The sequence below is a fragment of the Bradyrhizobium australafricanum genome, from assembly GCF_020329495.1.
Classification (GTDB): domain Bacteria; phylum Pseudomonadota; class Alphaproteobacteria; order Rhizobiales; family Xanthobacteraceae; genus Bradyrhizobium; species Bradyrhizobium australafricanum.
The window spans coordinates 40,360-55,638 of the sequence record NZ_JAGKJL010000009.1 but is presented as its reverse complement, the minus strand read 5'-3'; the positions used below and the strand labels follow the sequence as shown (position 1 = coordinate 55,638).

Sequence of the window (15,279 nt, the reverse complement as noted above, 5' to 3'; positions counted from 1 at the left end):
TTGAGGCGCCAAGGCGCAAATCAAGACGGCAATCCGGAGTCCAATCATGCCAGGCATCAACGGTCGCTTCGACGGCAAGCGCGTGCTCGCCGATCTCAACGCGCTGCGCGCGATCGGCGCCTACAAGGCCGGCGTGCACAAGCCGACATTTTCGGAACCGCATCTGCGCTCGCTCGACTGGCTCGCGGCGCGTTTGCCCGACGCCAATCTCACCGCAACGATCGACGGCATCGGCAATGTGCTCGGCTCCAGCGCGAAGGCGGGACCAAAGCTGCTCGCCGGCTCGCATCTGGAGAGCCAGAACCACGCGGGCTGGCTCGATGGGCCGCTCGGCGTGATCTACGCGCTCGAGGCGGCGCGCGTCATCAACACCGACCCGGACGCGAACGGCGCGGTCGAGGTCGCCGCGTGGTGCGACGAGGAAGGACATTTCGGCAGTTTCCTCGGCAGCCGGTCGTTTGTCGGCGCGGTGACCGAAGCCGACATCGACGCAGCCCGCGACCGCTCCAGCGATCGCACCATGCGCGATGCATTGCGCGACGCAGGCTTCGCCGGCCGCCCGCGCCTTAATGCCGAGGCCGGCCGCCATATCGGCTATCTCGAAGCGCATATCGAGCAAGGCGACACGCTGGAGAGTAGCGGACTCAAGATCGGCGTCGTCACCTCGATCGTCGGCATCTGGCAGTACCGCATCACGTTCACCGGCGAGCAGAACCACGCCGGCACCACGCGGATGGCGGTGCGCAAGGACGCCGGCCTCGGGCTGGCGCGGTTCTGCGTCGCGATCGACGACAGCTTCCCTGCCCTGTCGGGACCGCGCACGGTGTGGACGACCGGCCGCATCACGCTGGACCCAGGCGCACCGAGCATCATTCCAGGCGGCGCCGAGATGCTATTCCAGATTCGCGACGACAATCCCGAAGTGATCGGCCGCCTCGAACAACAGCTGCATCGCCTGGCGGCCGAGGCCACCGCTCAGGGCCGTTGCGGTGTGAAGGTTGAGCGCATCCGCACCGGGGTGCCCGCGATGATGACGCCTGCATTCCAGGATTCGATCGAAGCCGCGAGCGCAGCCTGCGCCGGCGGCAAATCGATGCGCATGCCGAGCGGCGCCGGCCATGACGCCCAGGTCCTCGCCACCATCATGCCGGCGGCGATGCTGTTCGTGCCGTCGATCGGTGGCATCAGCCATCACTGGAGCGAGAACACCGACGACGCCGATATCGTCACGGGTGCCGAGGTATTTGTCGAAACCTGCCGGCGCCTGCTCGCAGGTTAGATCACCTTCAGGTCGGACCGCCCCGGTTGCCCGACTTCAGCGAAGCCAACGCGTGCGAGTTCTGCACGGTGCTTCTCCTCGCGGTGAAGAAGACGTACAGCAAGCAGATGTCGATCAGGATCGTGCCGGCCATGACGCTGTAGGCCCACGGGCTTTCCATCAGCTTCACTTCGATCAATACGCGCGACAGCCCGAATCCCACGACCCACGCGTCAAAGCTCATGCAGATCCGGCGAAACGTCTCGGCGTCCAGCCGCCGGATCAGCCAGGCACCGAGCGGTATGCCGAGGACAACGCAGGGAACCAGCACGAGCAGGATGCTCCGGCTCTCGTCGATGAACAGACCGAGCTTGTAATACGCGATTGCAGTCAGGCTCGACTCCGTCACCCGAACCAGTGCAAGACCGGCCCGAAACTCATCTTTGACGAGGCCCTGATTGTTGAAGAGGATCGCCAGCGGCGGGCCCGAAATGGTCGTGACCGAGTACAAGATCCCGAGCATCGTTCCGAAGGGCAAACCGACCAGCCATTTCGACTGGATCGGCCTCCGCCAACCGGCCGCCTGCAACAGAATGAGCGGCAGAATAATCGAGTAGGTGGCGAACTTGGTCCAGCCGGGCTGAAGCGACGTCAGCGCAAAGGCTCCGACCGCGATACCGGGCAGCATGCCGATGAGAATAGGTAGCACGCGCCGCCACACGGCCGGAACGCCGCTCAGGTTGATGCACAGGACATACAGATTGACGAAGACTTCGACGATGACCACCGCGGGATTGAGGACGCGGTTGGTGTAGAAGACGAGTGCGACCGGCACCGTGAGCGAGGAAAACCCGTAACCAAGCGCGCCATTTACAAACGCCGCAAACAGCGCGATCACGGCAAGAACGATCACAGCAGAATCAATCGAAAGCATCTCTGGCTTTTACCGGATCAGTCGCCTTGCCCACGGCATTATAGCCCAACGACGGGGACGCGGTGCCGAAAGCTGATCGGACCCACAGGTCGCGATCCCGGAATCGTCGGGCTACCAAAGCTCCTGCGCCTGGAACGCCATGGACCTGACGCTTGGCAGGAACCTGTCCGGGAGCCGCCCTCGGCCCTTAGCTGATCAAGGTCCGCAACGGCACTTTCCAACCCGCTTTCGTAAGGCACCGTGGCATATTGGTCACGAGAACGGCATCAGACCGATTTGCAATCCGCTGAACTTGCTGCCATTTCTTCGGCACGCATCGCTTTGGTGCCATTAAAGGGGCCCGTCCGGCTCATGTTGTTGCTTGAGTCGCTTCCAACCGTCATCGGCGCCGCCGCCATTGCCCCCGCATTGCTGGTGTTGTGGCTGGTCATCGCCGCTGACGAGCGCCCCGGACCGCCGGTTCAGGTGTGGCTCGCCTTCGTGCTCGGCGCGGCCAGCATCTCCCTGCTCGGCTTGGCGCGAATTCCGTTCAATGCGCTGCTTGCCATTCCCGACAATCCCTGGGCGACGCAGGCGGTGCGTGCAGCTTTCGGAGTCGCGGCACCGGAGGAGATCGTCAAGGTGCTCGTCATCGTCGTCATCTCGACGCGGCGCCGCGCCTTCGCCGATCCGATGGATACGGTGGTCTATGGCGCGGCCGCCGGACTTGGATTTGCCGCCTATGAGAACCTCGCCTATCTGGTCCAGCACAAGGACATGTGGCGCGCGCTCGCGGCATTGCGCAGCGTGCTCACGGTGCCGTTCCACGGCGCGCTCGGCATCATCGCCGGCGCCTATCTTGCGATCGCGCGCTCCGGCGGCGCGCTCGGCGCTTACCGGGGTCACCGCGACTGGGCGCGCATGACGAATTGGGCGCTGGTGCTGGTCGCGCCGGTCGCGCTGCACGCGGCGTTCGATTTTCCGCTGCTCGCGCTCCAGCGCATCCCCGATCTCGGCTCGACCACGCGGCTGCTGCTCGGCTCGGCCAGCGTGCTGATCGGCTTCTCCTCGATCGGCTTTGCAATCCGCCTGGTGCGACGCCTCGGCAAGCATCATGCGCCGCGCACCGACGTTGCGCGCGAGCGGCTCAGCCAGCTGCGGCGGATGTGGGCGCTGCTGCTGATCGGCGGCGGCGCCGGCTTTGCCGGCGTCTCCTTCCTGCTCACCTCGCTGCATCATTGGTACGTCAATCCCGAGCGCAATGCGTCGTTCATCCTGGTCCCGATCGGCTTCACCTCGATCCTGATCGGACTGGCGCTGCTCATCGCGACCACCGCCGTCTACTTCCTCGGCCGCAACCGGATGCGGACCGCCTCGGAGGGCTTTCCGTCCGCTCCCGGTCAAAGCTAGCGCCCGGCCGGCACCGCTCCCCTTGCAAAACAACCTCGGCGGGTTCAGGGAGAGACACAGACCAGGCGCGAGAGGACGATGGGGCACAACTACAAGAATTATCGGCCGGATATCGACGGCCTGCGGGCCGTTGCCGTCTCGTTGGTCGTGCTCGGCCACGCGTTCCCGCAATATGTTCCTGGGGGTTTCGTCGGGGTCGACATCTTCTTCGTCATTTCCGGCTACCTGATCACCGGGATCATCTATGGCGACATTCAGAACGGGAGCTTCAGCCTTGCGACGTTCTATGCGCGTCGCATTCGCAGGATTTTTCCTGCCCTGATCGTCGTCTTGATCGCCGCCTTCATCGCCGGATGGCAACTTCTGATGCCGAGCGAGTTGGTGGCCCTTGGAAAGGAGATTGCGGCAGGCGCGGGTTTCTCGGCAAACCTGCTGTTCTATTCGGAGGGTGGCTATTTCGATGCGGCCGCGCAAACGAAGCCGCTGCTCCATCTCTGGTCGCTCGGCATCGAGGAACAGTTCTACCTTGTCTGGCCCTTGCTGCTGTGGGCGCTGATGCGATGGCGGATCGCCGCCGCCGCTCCCCTTGCCCTGATCTTCATCGCATCGCTTGTCGCAAATATCCTGGTCGTTCGAACCAACCCTGAAGCCGCATTCTACCAGCCGTTCACGCGGGCGTGGGAACTCGCGGCCGGAGCATTGGTGGCCGTCTGCCTGCCCAGCGGATTCTCCGCGGCGCGCGACCTTCTCGGATGGTCCGCGCTCGCAGTGATCGCGGCGGTAACCGCGTTCTATTCGCCCTCCATGACCTACCCCGGGATCGCAGCGGTGGCGCCGGTCGCCGCAGCCGCCGCCCTCATCATGTCAGGTCGCAATCGATTTCTCTCGACCCGTACCGCGGTCGCGATCGGGCTGATCAGCTATCCGCTCTACCTCTGGCATTGGCCGATCCTGGTTTTTGCGGCGAGCTTCAAAGGTCGTCCCCTGACTTTGGCCGAGAACGGGCTGGCCGTTGGGGCCAGCTTCATTCTGGCCTGGGCAACCTATCGCTACGTCGAGCGCCCAATCAGGTTCGGGCAGTGGCGGGTGGCGCCGGTCCTTGCGGCATCGATGGTGGCCGTTGCATCGGTGGGAGCATTGGCGATCGTCGACGGCTTTGCCTTTCGGCTTCCGGCGATCGTTCGCGAAGCCGGCGCCATGACCGTATCCAGGGACTTCCTGAGATACGGCGAATGTCATATCTCCGCTTCCGCCGATCCCGCGTTTGATCCGAGTTGCGTTGACGCCAGCAAGCGCCCGCTTGTTTTCGTATGGGGCGATTCGACCGCCGGCATGCTTGCCGCCGGGCTGCGGCAAGTCCAGGGCGATCAATTCGGGTTAGCCCAGTTCACCGTCAATTCCTGCCCGCCGCTCTTCACCGCGCAGGCCGAGACCATTCCGTTTTGTGTTCAAACCAACCGCCACATCGTTGCTGCGGTTACCCGCTCGCACCCCGATGTCGTGCTCCTGCACCTGGTGTGGAGCAGAGAACCCACCGCCGACGATCTCCGCCCGACGATTGTCGCCCTCAGACAGGCCGGCGCCGCCCGTGTTATCCTGGTCGGCCCTGTCCCGGTCTGGACCGACACGGTGCCTCATCTGACGGTGCAATATTTCCTGCGCCATCATGCATTGATCCCGGAACGCAGCCGCGACGTGCGATCGACCAAGCAGGCTGACGACAGGGTTGGGCAGATCGCCGCCGATCTCGGGATCGAATATCTGTCGCTCTATGACGAACTCTGCAACGCGGACGGATGTCTGACGAGGGTCGGGACCAGCGCAAACGACCTGGTATCGGCTGACTTCCTGCATCTGTCGCCGCGCGCCTCGCGATATCTGGCGGCCAGACTTGTGCCAAGGATTCTGGCTGTCGAAAACCGCCATGCGGAAAGATGAGCGCACAGCTATCGCTGCCGCAACTGACGGGGCTGACCATTTGTAGCCGGTTAGGATAGACTGCACACGCGCAGATCCGGAGAGCCGCGATGCCCCTGTCCAACGACCTCGACAAGCTGCGATCGGAAATGCAGGCCGCGGTGAAAGCGCACTGGAAGGCGTTCCTGTTCGAAGGCATCCTGCTCGTGATCCTCGGCATCGCCGCGATGATCGTGCCGACCTTCGCGAGCCTCGCCGTCACCATCTTCCTCGGCTGGATGTTCCTGATCTCAGGGATCGGCGGGCTGATCGTGACGTTCTGGGCGCGCAACATGCCGGGCTTCTGGTGGTCGCTGATTTCGGCCGCGCTCGCCGTGCTGGCCGGCATGGTGCTGCTCGCCCGTCCGATGCAGGGTGTGCTGACGCTGACCATCGTGGTCGGCGCCTATTTCGTCGCCGAGGGCGTCGCCACCGTCATGTACGCGCTGGAGCACCGCCGCGAATTGTCGGGACGCTGGTCCTGGCTGCTGATCGCCGGCCTGATGGACATCGTGATCGCATTCTTCATCATCGCGGGCTTGCCGGAATCCGCGGGATGGGCGATCGGCCTCCTCGTCGGCCTCAATCTGATGTTCGGCGGGGCGACCCTGATCGGCATGGCGTTGGCGGCGCGCAACACCTGACGCCGAACCGCGGGGGGCTTGCTTTTGGGGGGTGACAGCCCCAAATCCCTGCGCTATAGAGCCGCCCCATGATCACCGTCGCCACCAGCTATTTTTGGTACTTTAGCTACGACAGCTCGCTGGCGGCAGGAGGATCGCGCTCAATCTGAAGAATTGCAGCAAACGTCCAAAACAAGCCGCCAGACCTGGCGGCTTTTTTGTGTGCCGGCAGGTCCCGAACTCCAAAGGAGCCAGCCGTGTTGAGTACGACAGACGATCTTCGCATCAAGGAATTGAAAGAGCTCAGTACGCCCGAGGAGGTGATGCGGGAGGTCCCGCGCACCCTGACGGCGACCCGGGTGGTGATGGGCGCCCGCAACGCCGTCCACGCGATCCTGAACGGCACCGATGACCGCCTGCTGGTCGTCGTCGGCCCCTGCTCCATCCACGATCCCGCGGCGGCCGTCGATTACGCCGAGCGCCTCGCCAGCCTGCGCGAACAGCTCGCCGACCGCCTCGAGATCGTGATGCGGGTCTATTTCGAGAAGCCGCGCACCACCGTCGGCTGGAAGGGGCTGATCAACGATCCCGATCTCGACGGCAGCTTCGACATCAACAAGGGCCTGCGGCTCGCCCGCAACGTGCTGTCGGCGGTGAACAATCTCGGCCTGCCGGCCGGCACCGAATTCCTCGACATGACGACGCCGCAATACATCGCTGACCTGGTCTCCTGGGCCGCGATCGGCGCGCGCACCACCGAGAGCCAGATCCATCGCGAGCTGGCTTCCGGCCTGTCCTGCCCGGTCGGCTTCAAGAACAGCACCGACGGCGGTGTGCGGATCGCGGCGGACGCGGTGAAGTCGGCCTCACACCCGCATCATTTCATGGCGGTCACCAAGGGCGGCCGTTCGGCGATCGCCGCCACCAGCGGCAACGAAGACTGCCACGTCATCCTGCGTGGCGGCCGGGCGCCGAATTATGATGCCGCGAGCGTCGATGCTGCCGCCGCCGAGCTCGGCCGCGCCGGTGTCGCGGCGCGGCTGATGGTCGACACCAGCCACGCCAACAGCAGCAAGAAGCCGGAGAACCAGCCGGCGGTTGCCGCCGACATCGCGCGCCAGGTCGCAGGCGGCGAACAGCGCATCATCGGCGTGATGATCGAGAGCAATCTTGTTGCGGGACGCCAGGACGTCGTGCCGGGCAAGGCGCTGACCTACGGCCAGAGCATCACGGACGGCTGCGTCGACCTTGAGACGACGGCTGACGTGTTGAAGCAGCTGGCCGATGCCGTCGACGCAAGGCGCAGCGTGCGGCGTGACGGCCTGCAGGAGCGTTCGGCCTGATTCGGCCGAACGGATTGAGCGTTGCCGGCGGGGCGAATATCGCGCCTCGCCGGTCAGCTGCGTCGGTTAGCAACCGCGGCAGATGCTCTTGATCTTCCTGTCGAGCGCCGCGTCTTCCTTGTTGGCCTGACTGTTCGGATCGCTGATATTCTTCTCGCTGCCAACGTCGCCGCGGCGCGGCTGACGATGTCCGATCGGCGCCTCCGGGACCGTCCCGCCCTTCTGCATGGAGGACGATCCGCCCTGTTGCTGCGCCCAGGCTTGGGAGATGCCAAGCTGGGGCGCTCCGGCCGCAACCATCATCAGAGCCATCAACAAAACTGTCTTCCGCATCTCGCGTCTCCGCTTCTCAACCCTATCGCGCCCGTTCCGGCACCTCGACGGTAGCACAGTTGCGTCGCCCCTGCGCTGCGCAATCCTGTACCTTCCGTATATCGGCCATCGTGCCAAGGAGCCAGATTCCCGCGGCGACCAGCACCACAAAGAAGCCGAACATCACAGCATTTTCGATGCTGCGGTTGCCCTCGTCCTCGGGCGGCTCCTGCCGTCCGTCCCCGGCCCCGCTCATCGCCGCCTCAGGATTGCGGCGGGTAAAGATGAACGTCACCACAATAATCGACGATACGGTAGCGCCGTTCCATCGGATCTTCACGTTCGCGGGAAGCCGGCTGCGACAAATAGCTCGGGCCGATCGGCGCTTTGCCGTGGCCGCCGGGGATGTCGAGCACATAATCCGGCTGACAAAGTCCGGACACACGCCCGCGCAACGCCCGCATCAGTTCCTGCCCGGCTTCGATCGTGGTGCGCAAATGCGCTGTGCCGGGCGCAAGGTCGCCGTGATGCAGATAATAGGGCTTGATCCGGCACTCGACGAAGCCGCGCATCAGCGCCTCGAGCGTCGCAGCATCATCGTTGACGCCGCGCAGCAGGACGGACTGGCTTACCAAGGGAATGCCGGCGTCGGCAAGGCGCGCGCACGCTGCGCGGGCATTGTTGCTCAGCTCACGCGGATGGTTGGCATGGATCGCAATCCAGGTCGTCGCGCCTTCGACCCGCAGTGCCGCGATCATCTCGGGATTGATACGGCCCGGATCGGCGATCGGAACACGGGTGTGGAGGCGAACGATCTTCACATGATTGATGTCGGCGAGATCGGCCATGATCTCGGTCAGCCTGCGCGGCGACAGCATCAAGGGATCGCCGCCGGTCAGGATGACTTCCCAGATCTCCGGATGGCTGCGGATGTAATCCAGCGCCGCACGGTAGGCGTCATCGGACAAGGCCGAGGCCTTTCCCGGCCCGACCATTTCGCGCCGGAAACAGAACCGGCAATACACCGCGCAGACATGGACGAGCTTGAACAACACCCGATCGGGATAGCGATGCACGATTCCGGCGACCGGCGAATGCGCGTCGTCGCCGATCGGATCGGCGTTCTCGCCCGGCTGCTCGACGAGTTCGTCGGCGCTCGGGATGAACTGCCGCGCGATCGGGTCGGCGGGATCGGCCGGGTCAATCAGCGCGGCGAGCTCCGGCGTCACCGCGACCGCGTACCGCGCAGCGACCCGCTCGAGCTCGGCAAGTGCCGCGACCGGCGCGAGCCCGGCATCGACCAGCTCGCGCGGCTGTCGCAGCGTCGCCGCCAGTTTTGGATCGATCCTGTTCATGTCTCTCCCGCAGGCGGCGTCCAGACCACCTGATCAATTCGTGGCGCGCCGCTCGCGAGCATCACCAGCCGGTCGAAGCCGAGCGCGACGCCGCTGGCCTCCGGCATCTGGCTGACCGCGGCAAGGAAGTCGTCGTCGAGCGGATAGCGCTCGCCATAGCGGCGGGCCTTCTCGTCCATCGCTGCGGTGAAACGATGGCGCTGTTCGGCCGCGTCGGTCAGCTCGCCGAAGCCGTTGGCGAGCTCGACGCCGCAGGCATAGACCTCGAAACGCTCGGCGACGCGCTGATCGCCGGCCTTGGTGCGCGCCAGCGCGGCCTCTGGCGACGGATATTCGAACAGCACCGTCAGACGGCCCTGTCCCAGATGAGGCTCGATATGCTCGACCAGCACCTTGCTGAAGATATCGGACCAGGTGTCGTCATCTGCAACCCGCACCCGCGCTGCAGCAGCCGACGCCAGCGCCTCGCGGTCGCCTTCGCCGCCTGAGATCGTCGCCAGGAGATCGATGCCGGCGAAGCGCTCGAAACCCGCCGCGACCGTCAGCAGCTCCGGCTCCGCAAACGGATCGGCCGTCCTGCCGCGGAATGAAAACCGGCCGATCCCGGTCGCCTGCGCCGCATGGGCGATCACCACGATCGTGTCGGCCATGATGGCGTCATAGCCGGCATTGGCGCGGTACCATTCCAGCATCGTGAATTCGGGCAGATGCAGGTCGCCGCGCTCGCGGTCGCGGAACACCCGCGCGAACTCGTAAATCTTCGGCTCGCCGGCCGCGAGCAGCTTCTTGCAGGCGAACTCTGGCGAGGTGCGCAGATAGCGCGGCGCATGTGAGCCATCGGCCTGCCTGAGCTCGGTGCGAGGAGCGTGCAGATGGGTCTCGTTGCCCGGCGAGATCTGCAGGATCGCGGTCTCGACCTCGGCAAATCCCTGCTCCTCGAACCAGGCGCGCAGCGCTCGCGTGATCGCCGTCCGCGCCTGCAGGAACGGCCTGCGGTCGGCATAGCGCTGCGGCATCCACCAGGGCGACGGCCGGTCATGAGCTGTCATCGCCAGAGCATCCTCATGGATTCAACATCAACGAGCCGCCATCCGCACTCAAGAGTACTGCGCAACCGATTGATTCTACGCAAGTTCATAAGCCTACACAGCCCGAGCCTCCGCGGAACGCCGCGAGGCTGATCCCTTCTTGTCGAAAGACGCGCACCTTGTCCATGGGCGCACGTGGCTGAACCTGAACCACGGCTCGCGCGTCCCATCGGCAGATTCGCTAAAACGGATGAGCCCATGGCCGAAAAATAGGGCCGATCGGGACGGCCGGGACGGTTGGCAACCTTGCGAATTCGGCCGCAAAAGACTGGCATCTCAGGGACAAATCAGTATGTTGCAGCCCGAAATCGCCGCCATGACCGAGGGGCTGCCGATCCGGTTGGCGCCCTTAGGCTCTCAAATTCAGGAAAACACCTTTGAAAGTCATCGCCAGTTCCATCCGCAAGGGCAACGTCATCGAGCAGGACGGCAAGCTCTATGTGGTCCTTTCCGCCGAGAACATTCATCCCGGCAAGGGCACCCCGGTCAGCCAGATCGAAATGCGCCGCATCGGCGACGGCGTGAAGGTCTCGGAGCGCTACAAGACCACCGACCAGGTCGAGAAGGCCACCGTCGAGGACCACAACTACAACTACCTCTATGAAGATGGCGACGGCTTCCACTTCATGAACAACGACAACTACGACCAGGTCCAGGTCTCCAAGGAGATCGTCGGCTCGTCCGCGCCGTATCTGCAGGAGAACATGACCGTGAAGCTCTCGATGCACGAGGGCAACCCGGTCGCGATCCAGCTGCCGCAGCGCGTGACGCTGGAAGTGGTCGAGACCGAGCCCGTGACCAAGGGCCAGACCGCCTCCTCGTCCTACAAGCCGGCCATGCTGTCCAACGGCCTGCGCACCGGCGTGCCGCCGCACATCACCACGGGCACGCGCATCGTGGTCATGACCGAAGACGGTTCCTACGTCGAACGCGCCAAGGACTGAGCGCTTGAGGCGCGGTGGGATTTGAAATGAATCGTCACCGCGCCTCAACTTGTTGGTTAAGCGTCAACTTTACCGAAAACCGCTACACACTTTTCCGGAACTTGCTTTAGTCTCTCGGGCGATCAGACATGAGCCCGGGGTGTGCAGTGAACAGGAAGGTGGTCAGCTTCGTCAGTTGCTGGCTGGCAGCCCTGCTCTCGCCTCTTCCCGGCGCCCATGCCGACGAATTCCGAACGCCATCGATCTCGGCCATGCGGGTCGAATGGCGCGCCGTGCTCGACCAGCTGCGGCAGGAGATCGGCAGCCGCCCGGCCATCGCCGCCGGCTTCACTTTCGCAGGCCAGCGCCGCGTGCCCGCCACCGATCCGCGGGCGACGCCTGCGCTGGTGCAGTTGAACGCGGTGACAGCGCCGCTGTTTCCCGGCATTGCGCAGAGCCCGATCCCGGTGCTGCTGCCGCTCGACCCCGCAAGCTATCTCGAAGCGCGGCAAAACGGTGCGCCGGACAGCCTGTCGATCGCGCGCTACCAGGCCGACTTCCGCGCGGTCGATTTCTTCCATGCCGGTGCATCGGGCTACGATGCCGTGTTCTCGCTCGACCCCGGCGCCGGCGACGGCCTGCCGCCGCGGACATTTGCAAAGCCGGTCGAGGTGCAGATTTCCGGCTCGATCCTCGTCTACGACCTCGCCGACCGGCTCGGCGGCAAGGGCGAGCCGGTCAGGACGCTGGCCGCGCAGCTTCCGGACCTGCGCCGCTTCATTCGCGAGGGCTATGTCCGCTACGCCTTCACTCGCTTCGGGATTCCCTATGTCGTCTCGATCCAGTGCCTCGACAGCGCGCCGCGGCCGAAGCGGCTGGCCTGCCGCGAGGCCTATCCGGTCGCCGAGCGGTTTCTGAAGGCCCTGCGCATCGCCGGCGGCCAACCGTTACGGCCGCGCAGCGACGTCGCCTCCGACATCGCCGAGCGACCAGCCGCGCAATCCGCCGACTTCACATACCACCCGAGCGGCGACATCGTCGCGGGCAGCGGCGGCCGCAGGCAACAAGGCGGCCACGCCGACTTCACCGTCTATTCGCAGATCCGCTTTCCGCTCGAGAAGGCGCCGGCCTTCGCCCACTCGCAATCCTTCGCCAAGCGCAAGCCCGGCGCGGCCATCGACACGTATCCCTGGCAAGACAATTTCTGCGAGGCGCGCAGCTTCGAGGTCGGCCAATGCGCCAGCGGCTACGGCCATCAGGGCCAGGACATCCGCCCCGGCGCATGTCCTGTCGACAGCAAGGATGGTTGCGACCCCAAGCAGCAGGCGGTCGTTGCGGTGCGCGACAGTATCGTGATCCGCTCGGCGCAGCAGCAGGCCGCGACGTTGCAGGTCAACACCCGCACCGAGCATGTCCGCTTCCGCTACATGCACATGAACCCGTCGGTGATGGATGCCGACGGCCTGCTCAACGGACGCCGCGTCAGCGAGGGCGAGAAGATCGGCGTGGTCTCGAACTATCTCGACCACCCCAACGGCACATCGCGGCATCTGCATTTCGACGTCCAGTTGTTCACGCGCGACGGCTGGCTGTGGGTCAATCCCTACACCACGCTGGTGTCGGCCTATGAGCGGCTGATCCGCGGCCGCGGCCGCGAGATCGGACCGGAGCCCGGGCTTGCAGCCGCCGTGGCCCATGCCCTGCCCGACGACGTCGTGCATCGCATCGACACCCAGGAGGGCGGCGGCAATTAGGGTGTTGTCGAGCGAAGGGGACACCGGTTCGGGGCGCACTGCCAAAATATCGAAAACAACCCCATGCAAAGTAGCCGGCGGCTGCCGTCGTTCGACACGACAACTTGACACGTCGGGCAAATCAGCGGCATTATTCCATTATTCCGAAATTGTGCAAACACCCACCGCAGGTTCCATTCGGAATCGCATCGATGCGCGCCATGTCACGGCGACAATTGCCAGCTTGAATGATCATGATGGAAGCAGCAAACCGCGGGAACCTGTCCCGCTTTGACCGTCGGACTCAAGTCTGTATCAGATGCCCATTCAGGCTGGACCACAACCAAGCATGCTCTCGACCTTCAGCTGGTTCTTTCTGTCGGTGAAAGGCCGCATCAGTCGTCAGGAATTCGGCCTGGGGTTTTTCGGCCTCGTGCTGGTCGACATGCTCGTCATTCGCATCGGCGCAAGGCTCGACCCCGGCCCACGGTATTACGACAGCAGCCCGCCCGCCGACGACCTGTCCGTCCTGCGCTTGCTGCTCATGCTGTCATTGTGGCCGTTCGCCGCGATCCTGGTGAAGCGGCTGCACGACCTCAACGTCTCGGGCTGGTGGGCGCTGACGATCCTCGCCGTTCCCCACCTCGCCGCCGCGCTGCACGTCAAATACTGGATCCCCTATCTGGCGCTGGTCGCAACGCTGAGCGTGCTGCCGGGATCGAAAGGCGACAACCGGTTCGGCCGCGACCCGCTGGCGCGCGCCGGCATCTAGCGCCCTCCGCCGTGGTTGCGATCAGTCGATCTCCATCGCAGCCAACGTCTCCCTGACCCGCCTCTGAGCGTCCGCGGGCAGCGGCAATATCGGACGTGGAGGCTCAGCCGTGCAGGCCCCTCTGAGATTGGCAAGTGCGTAGACAACACGCAGACTGGAATATGTCCTGAACAGATCCCAAATCGGCTGCAGACGCGCGTTGAGCTCTCGCGCCCGGGCCGCATCGCCGCTCGTCGCGGCGCGAACGATGTCCACGCAGACCTTCGGGAAGATTCCTGCGACAACGCTGTACCAGGTATCTCCGCCCGCCAGCAGCGCCTCGGTGCAATTCCAGTCGGCGCTGTAACCCAACGCAACGCCGTCCGGAACCACAGCCCGCAATTCCCTGAGATGGCCCGCCACGGTCGAAGCATCCAGCGCCGGACTTTTCACCGCGACGATTCCCTCGACCCGGCTCAGACGGCCGATGAGAGCCGGCGTGAATTGAAAGTGGGTCGTTCCGGGATTGTCATAGATGCAGATCGGCAACCCGCTCTCGCGGGCCACGACTTGGAAGTGCTCAAAGACCTCGTCATCGGTCAGCGGCGTATAGGAAACCGCCGCCAGCAGGCCTGCCGTCGCGCCGGCATCACGCGCATCCTGGGCCAAACGCACCGCATTCGTCGGTGCGCAGTGCGCCGATGCCAACCAGTATTGGTGTGTTGCCGTCTGCCAGTGCGGTGGCCGCCTGCACGGCGCGCCGCCGCTCATCGCGGCTGAAATACGGATATGAGCCGGTACTTCCGAGCAGCCCGACCGAATCCACCTTCGCCGCAATCAAGGGGTCGAGCAAGGCGCGGAGCGCACCCGCATCGACCCGCCCATCCCGGTTCGAAGGCGTTATCGGGAAGGCAGAGAGCCCCTTCAGGCTGATCATCGATTTGTCCCTCGTCGGCAACCGTCGCCGCAACGTGTCGTGCAATCAATCGACACGGCCCGTTGCGCGCAAGGTCCAGTTTCACGCGAACTGGGCACCGAACTGGTCCAGTGCGCACGTCTAGCAGAACGAGCGCCCAACCGATCGCTATTCGAGCATCGTGGTCAGCTGCGCGCCCTCGTCCGCCACGAACACCGCGATCAGCTCCGCCGGCTCCGTGGTGCTCGCATTGGCCGAGACCATGTGGGTCGAGCCCGGCGGCTCGAAGAAGGACTGGCCGACCTTGAAGGTCTCGACCGGCCCGCCGCCGAGCTGGGAGCGGATTTCTCCCTTGGTGATGTAGGCCGTCACAGAACCGGAATGGCGGTGCGGCGGCGTGAAGCCGCCGGGACCGTAGAATACGCGCACCACCGTGACACGCTTGCCCGCCACATTGGGCAGCGCGTGCGAGGTGATGACCTCGACCTTGTCGAGCGGCGACGCCGCATTGGCGCTGGCGCACAGTGGCGCGATGACAGAGGAGATCGCGTCCATCGGGGTCGGCACTGCCTTGCCGATCACGAAGGTGGAGGCCAGTCCCGCGATCACCGCCAGCGCGACCGGCCGCGGCGGCCGCGCGAATGGAAGGGATGGAGTCATTGCCATCGAGGTCATTGTTTTCTCCCTGTCAGTTGCCG

General features: G+C 64.7%; 14 protein-coding genes and 1 pseudogene. 8 read left to right on the top strand and 7 right to left on the bottom strand.

The window, feature by feature from the left end; genetic code table 11:
- Positions 1-46: 46 nt before the first annotated feature.
- A complete protein-coding gene (locus J6525_RS10590) occupies positions 47-1,279 on the top strand; it encodes a Zn-dependent hydrolase (RefSeq protein ID WP_225644199.1) in 1,233 nt (410 codons plus the stop codon).
- Positions 1,280-1,286: 7 nt separating this feature from the next.
- Here J6525_RS10590 and J6525_RS10585 read toward each other — a convergent pair whose 3' ends face one another.
- Positions 1,287-2,171, bottom strand: coding sequence for a sulfite exporter TauE/SafE family protein (locus J6525_RS10585; protein WP_225644197.1), 885 nt, complete (start codon positions 2,169-2,171; stop codon positions 1,287-1,289).
- 372 nt (positions 2,172-2,543) lie between these two features.
- Between J6525_RS10585 and J6525_RS10580 the strand changes: the two genes are divergently transcribed.
- The 4 genes from J6525_RS10580 (at position 2,544) to J6525_RS10565 (ending at position 7,503) form a co-directional block, all read left to right on the top strand.
- Positions 2,544-3,581, top strand: coding sequence for a PrsW family glutamic-type intramembrane protease (locus tag J6525_RS10580; protein WP_028342108.1), 1,038 nt, complete (start codon positions 2,544-2,546; stop codon positions 3,579-3,581).
- A 78-nt stretch (positions 3,582-3,659) separates the two neighbouring features.
- Complete coding sequence (locus J6525_RS10575; protein ID WP_225644196.1) at positions 3,660-5,519, top strand: acyltransferase family protein; 1,860 nt, start codon at positions 3,660-3,662, stop codon at positions 5,517-5,519.
- A gap of 89 nt (positions 5,520-5,608) precedes the next feature.
- Positions 5,609-6,181 carry an HdeD family acid-resistance protein gene (locus tag J6525_RS10570; protein WP_225644194.1) on the top strand — a complete coding sequence of 191 codons (573 nt, stop codon included), beginning with the start codon at positions 5,609-5,611 and terminating at the stop codon, positions 6,179-6,181.
- A gap of 236 nt (positions 6,182-6,417) precedes the next feature.
- The gene (locus J6525_RS10565; protein ID WP_225644192.1) at positions 6,418-7,503 is read left to right on the top strand and encodes a 3-deoxy-7-phosphoheptulonate synthase; all 1,086 of its coding nucleotides are present in this window, start codon (positions 6,418-6,420) and stop codon (positions 7,501-7,503) included.
- 66 nt (positions 7,504-7,569) lie between these two features.
- Here the strand turns inward: J6525_RS10565 and J6525_RS10560 are convergent, their stop codons facing one another.
- From J6525_RS10560 to epmA, 4 genes are read right to left on the bottom strand one after another with little or no spacing between them, the layout of a single operon-like run.
- Entirely contained in the window at positions 7,570-7,815 is a 246-nt protein-coding gene (locus J6525_RS10560) for a hypothetical protein (protein WP_225644401.1), read from the bottom strand.
- A 43-nt stretch (positions 7,816-7,858) separates the two neighbouring features.
- The gene (locus J6525_RS10555) at positions 7,859-8,110 is read right to left on the bottom strand and encodes a hypothetical protein (protein ID WP_225644190.1); all 252 of its coding nucleotides are present in this window, start codon (positions 8,108-8,110) and stop codon (positions 7,859-7,861) included.
- Positions 8,079-9,170 (bottom strand): lysine-2,3-aminomutase-like protein, encoded by a 1,092-nt coding sequence (locus tag J6525_RS10550; RefSeq protein ID WP_225644188.1) that lies wholly within the window; start codon positions 9,168-9,170, stop codon positions 8,079-8,081. Before J6525_RS10550 ends, J6525_RS10555 begins: the two co-directional genes overlap by 32 nt.
- Positions 9,167-10,219, bottom strand: coding sequence for an EF-P lysine aminoacylase EpmA (gene epmA / locus J6525_RS10545; RefSeq protein ID WP_225644186.1), 1,053 nt, complete (start codon positions 10,217-10,219; stop codon positions 9,167-9,169). Before epmA ends, J6525_RS10550 begins: the two co-directional genes overlap by 4 nt.
- 416 nt (positions 10,220-10,635) lie before the next feature.
- On the opposite strand from epmA, the gene efp reads away from it, so the two are divergent.
- The 3 genes from efp to J6525_RS10530 all read left to right on the top strand — a co-directional run bounded on the left by efp (position 10,636) and on the right by J6525_RS10530 (position 13,686).
- Positions 10,636-11,202, top strand: a complete 567-nt coding sequence (efp, locus tag J6525_RS10540) for an elongation factor P (protein WP_016844580.1) — start codon at positions 10,636-10,638, stop codon at positions 11,200-11,202.
- A gap of 128 nt (positions 11,203-11,330) precedes the next feature.
- A complete protein-coding gene (locus tag J6525_RS10535; RefSeq protein ID WP_225644184.1) occupies positions 11,331-12,935 on the top strand; it encodes a M23 family metallopeptidase in 1,605 nt (534 codons plus the stop codon).
- Positions 12,936-13,263: 328 nt separating this feature from the next.
- Positions 13,264-13,686: a DUF805 domain-containing protein gene (locus J6525_RS10530; protein WP_092083443.1), complete on the top strand. Its 423-nt coding sequence runs from the start codon at positions 13,264-13,266 to the stop codon at positions 13,684-13,686.
- Positions 13,687-13,707: 21 nt separating this feature from the next.
- Here the strand turns inward: J6525_RS10530 and J6525_RS10525 are convergent.
- Both J6525_RS10525 and J6525_RS10520 read right to left on the bottom strand, forming a co-directional pair.
- Positions 13,708-14,602: pseudogene (locus tag J6525_RS10525) on the bottom strand (dihydrodipicolinate synthase family protein).
- Positions 14,603-14,749: 147 nt separating this feature from the next.
- The gene (locus tag J6525_RS10520) at positions 14,750-15,256 is read right to left on the bottom strand and encodes a cupin domain-containing protein (protein ID WP_225644182.1); all 507 of its coding nucleotides are present in this window, start codon (positions 15,254-15,256) and stop codon (positions 14,750-14,752) included.
- Between the last annotated feature and the right edge of the window lie 23 nt (positions 15,257-15,279).

Excerpts from the sequence above, each read along its gene's own strand:
- J6525_RS10590 (WP_225644199.1), top strand. The coding sequence starts at position 47 with ATGCCAGGCATCAACGGTCGCTTCGACGGCAAGCGCGTGCTCGCCGAT.
- J6525_RS10580 (WP_028342108.1), top strand. The coding sequence starts at position 2,544 with ATGTTGTTGCTTGAGTCGCTTCCAACCGTCATCGGCGCCGCCGCCATT.
- J6525_RS10575 (WP_225644196.1), top strand. The coding sequence starts at position 3,660 with ATGGGGCACAACTACAAGAATTATCGGCCGGATATCGACGGCCTGCGG.
- J6525_RS10570 (WP_225644194.1), top strand. The coding sequence starts at position 5,609 with ATGCCCCTGTCCAACGACCTCGACAAGCTGCGATCGGAAATGCAGGCC.
- J6525_RS10560 (WP_225644401.1), bottom strand. The coding sequence starts at position 7,815 with ATGGCTCTGATGATGGTTGCGGCCGGAGCGCCCCAGCTTGGCATCTCC.
- J6525_RS10550 (WP_225644188.1), bottom strand. The coding sequence starts at position 9,170 with ATGAACAGGATCGATCCAAAACTGGCGGCGACGCTGCGACAGCCGCGC.
- epmA (WP_225644186.1), bottom strand. The coding sequence starts at position 10,219 with ATGACAGCTCATGACCGGCCGTCGCCCTGGTGGATGCCGCAGCGCTAT.
- J6525_RS10535 (WP_225644184.1), top strand. The coding sequence starts at position 11,331 with ATGAGCCCGGGGTGTGCAGTGAACAGGAAGGTGGTCAGCTTCGTCAGT.
- J6525_RS10530 (WP_092083443.1), top strand. The coding sequence starts at position 13,264 with ATGCTCTCGACCTTCAGCTGGTTCTTTCTGTCGGTGAAAGGCCGCATC.
- J6525_RS10520 (WP_225644182.1), bottom strand. The coding sequence starts at position 15,256 with ATGACCTCGATGGCAATGACTCCATCCCTTCCATTCGCGCGGCCGCCG.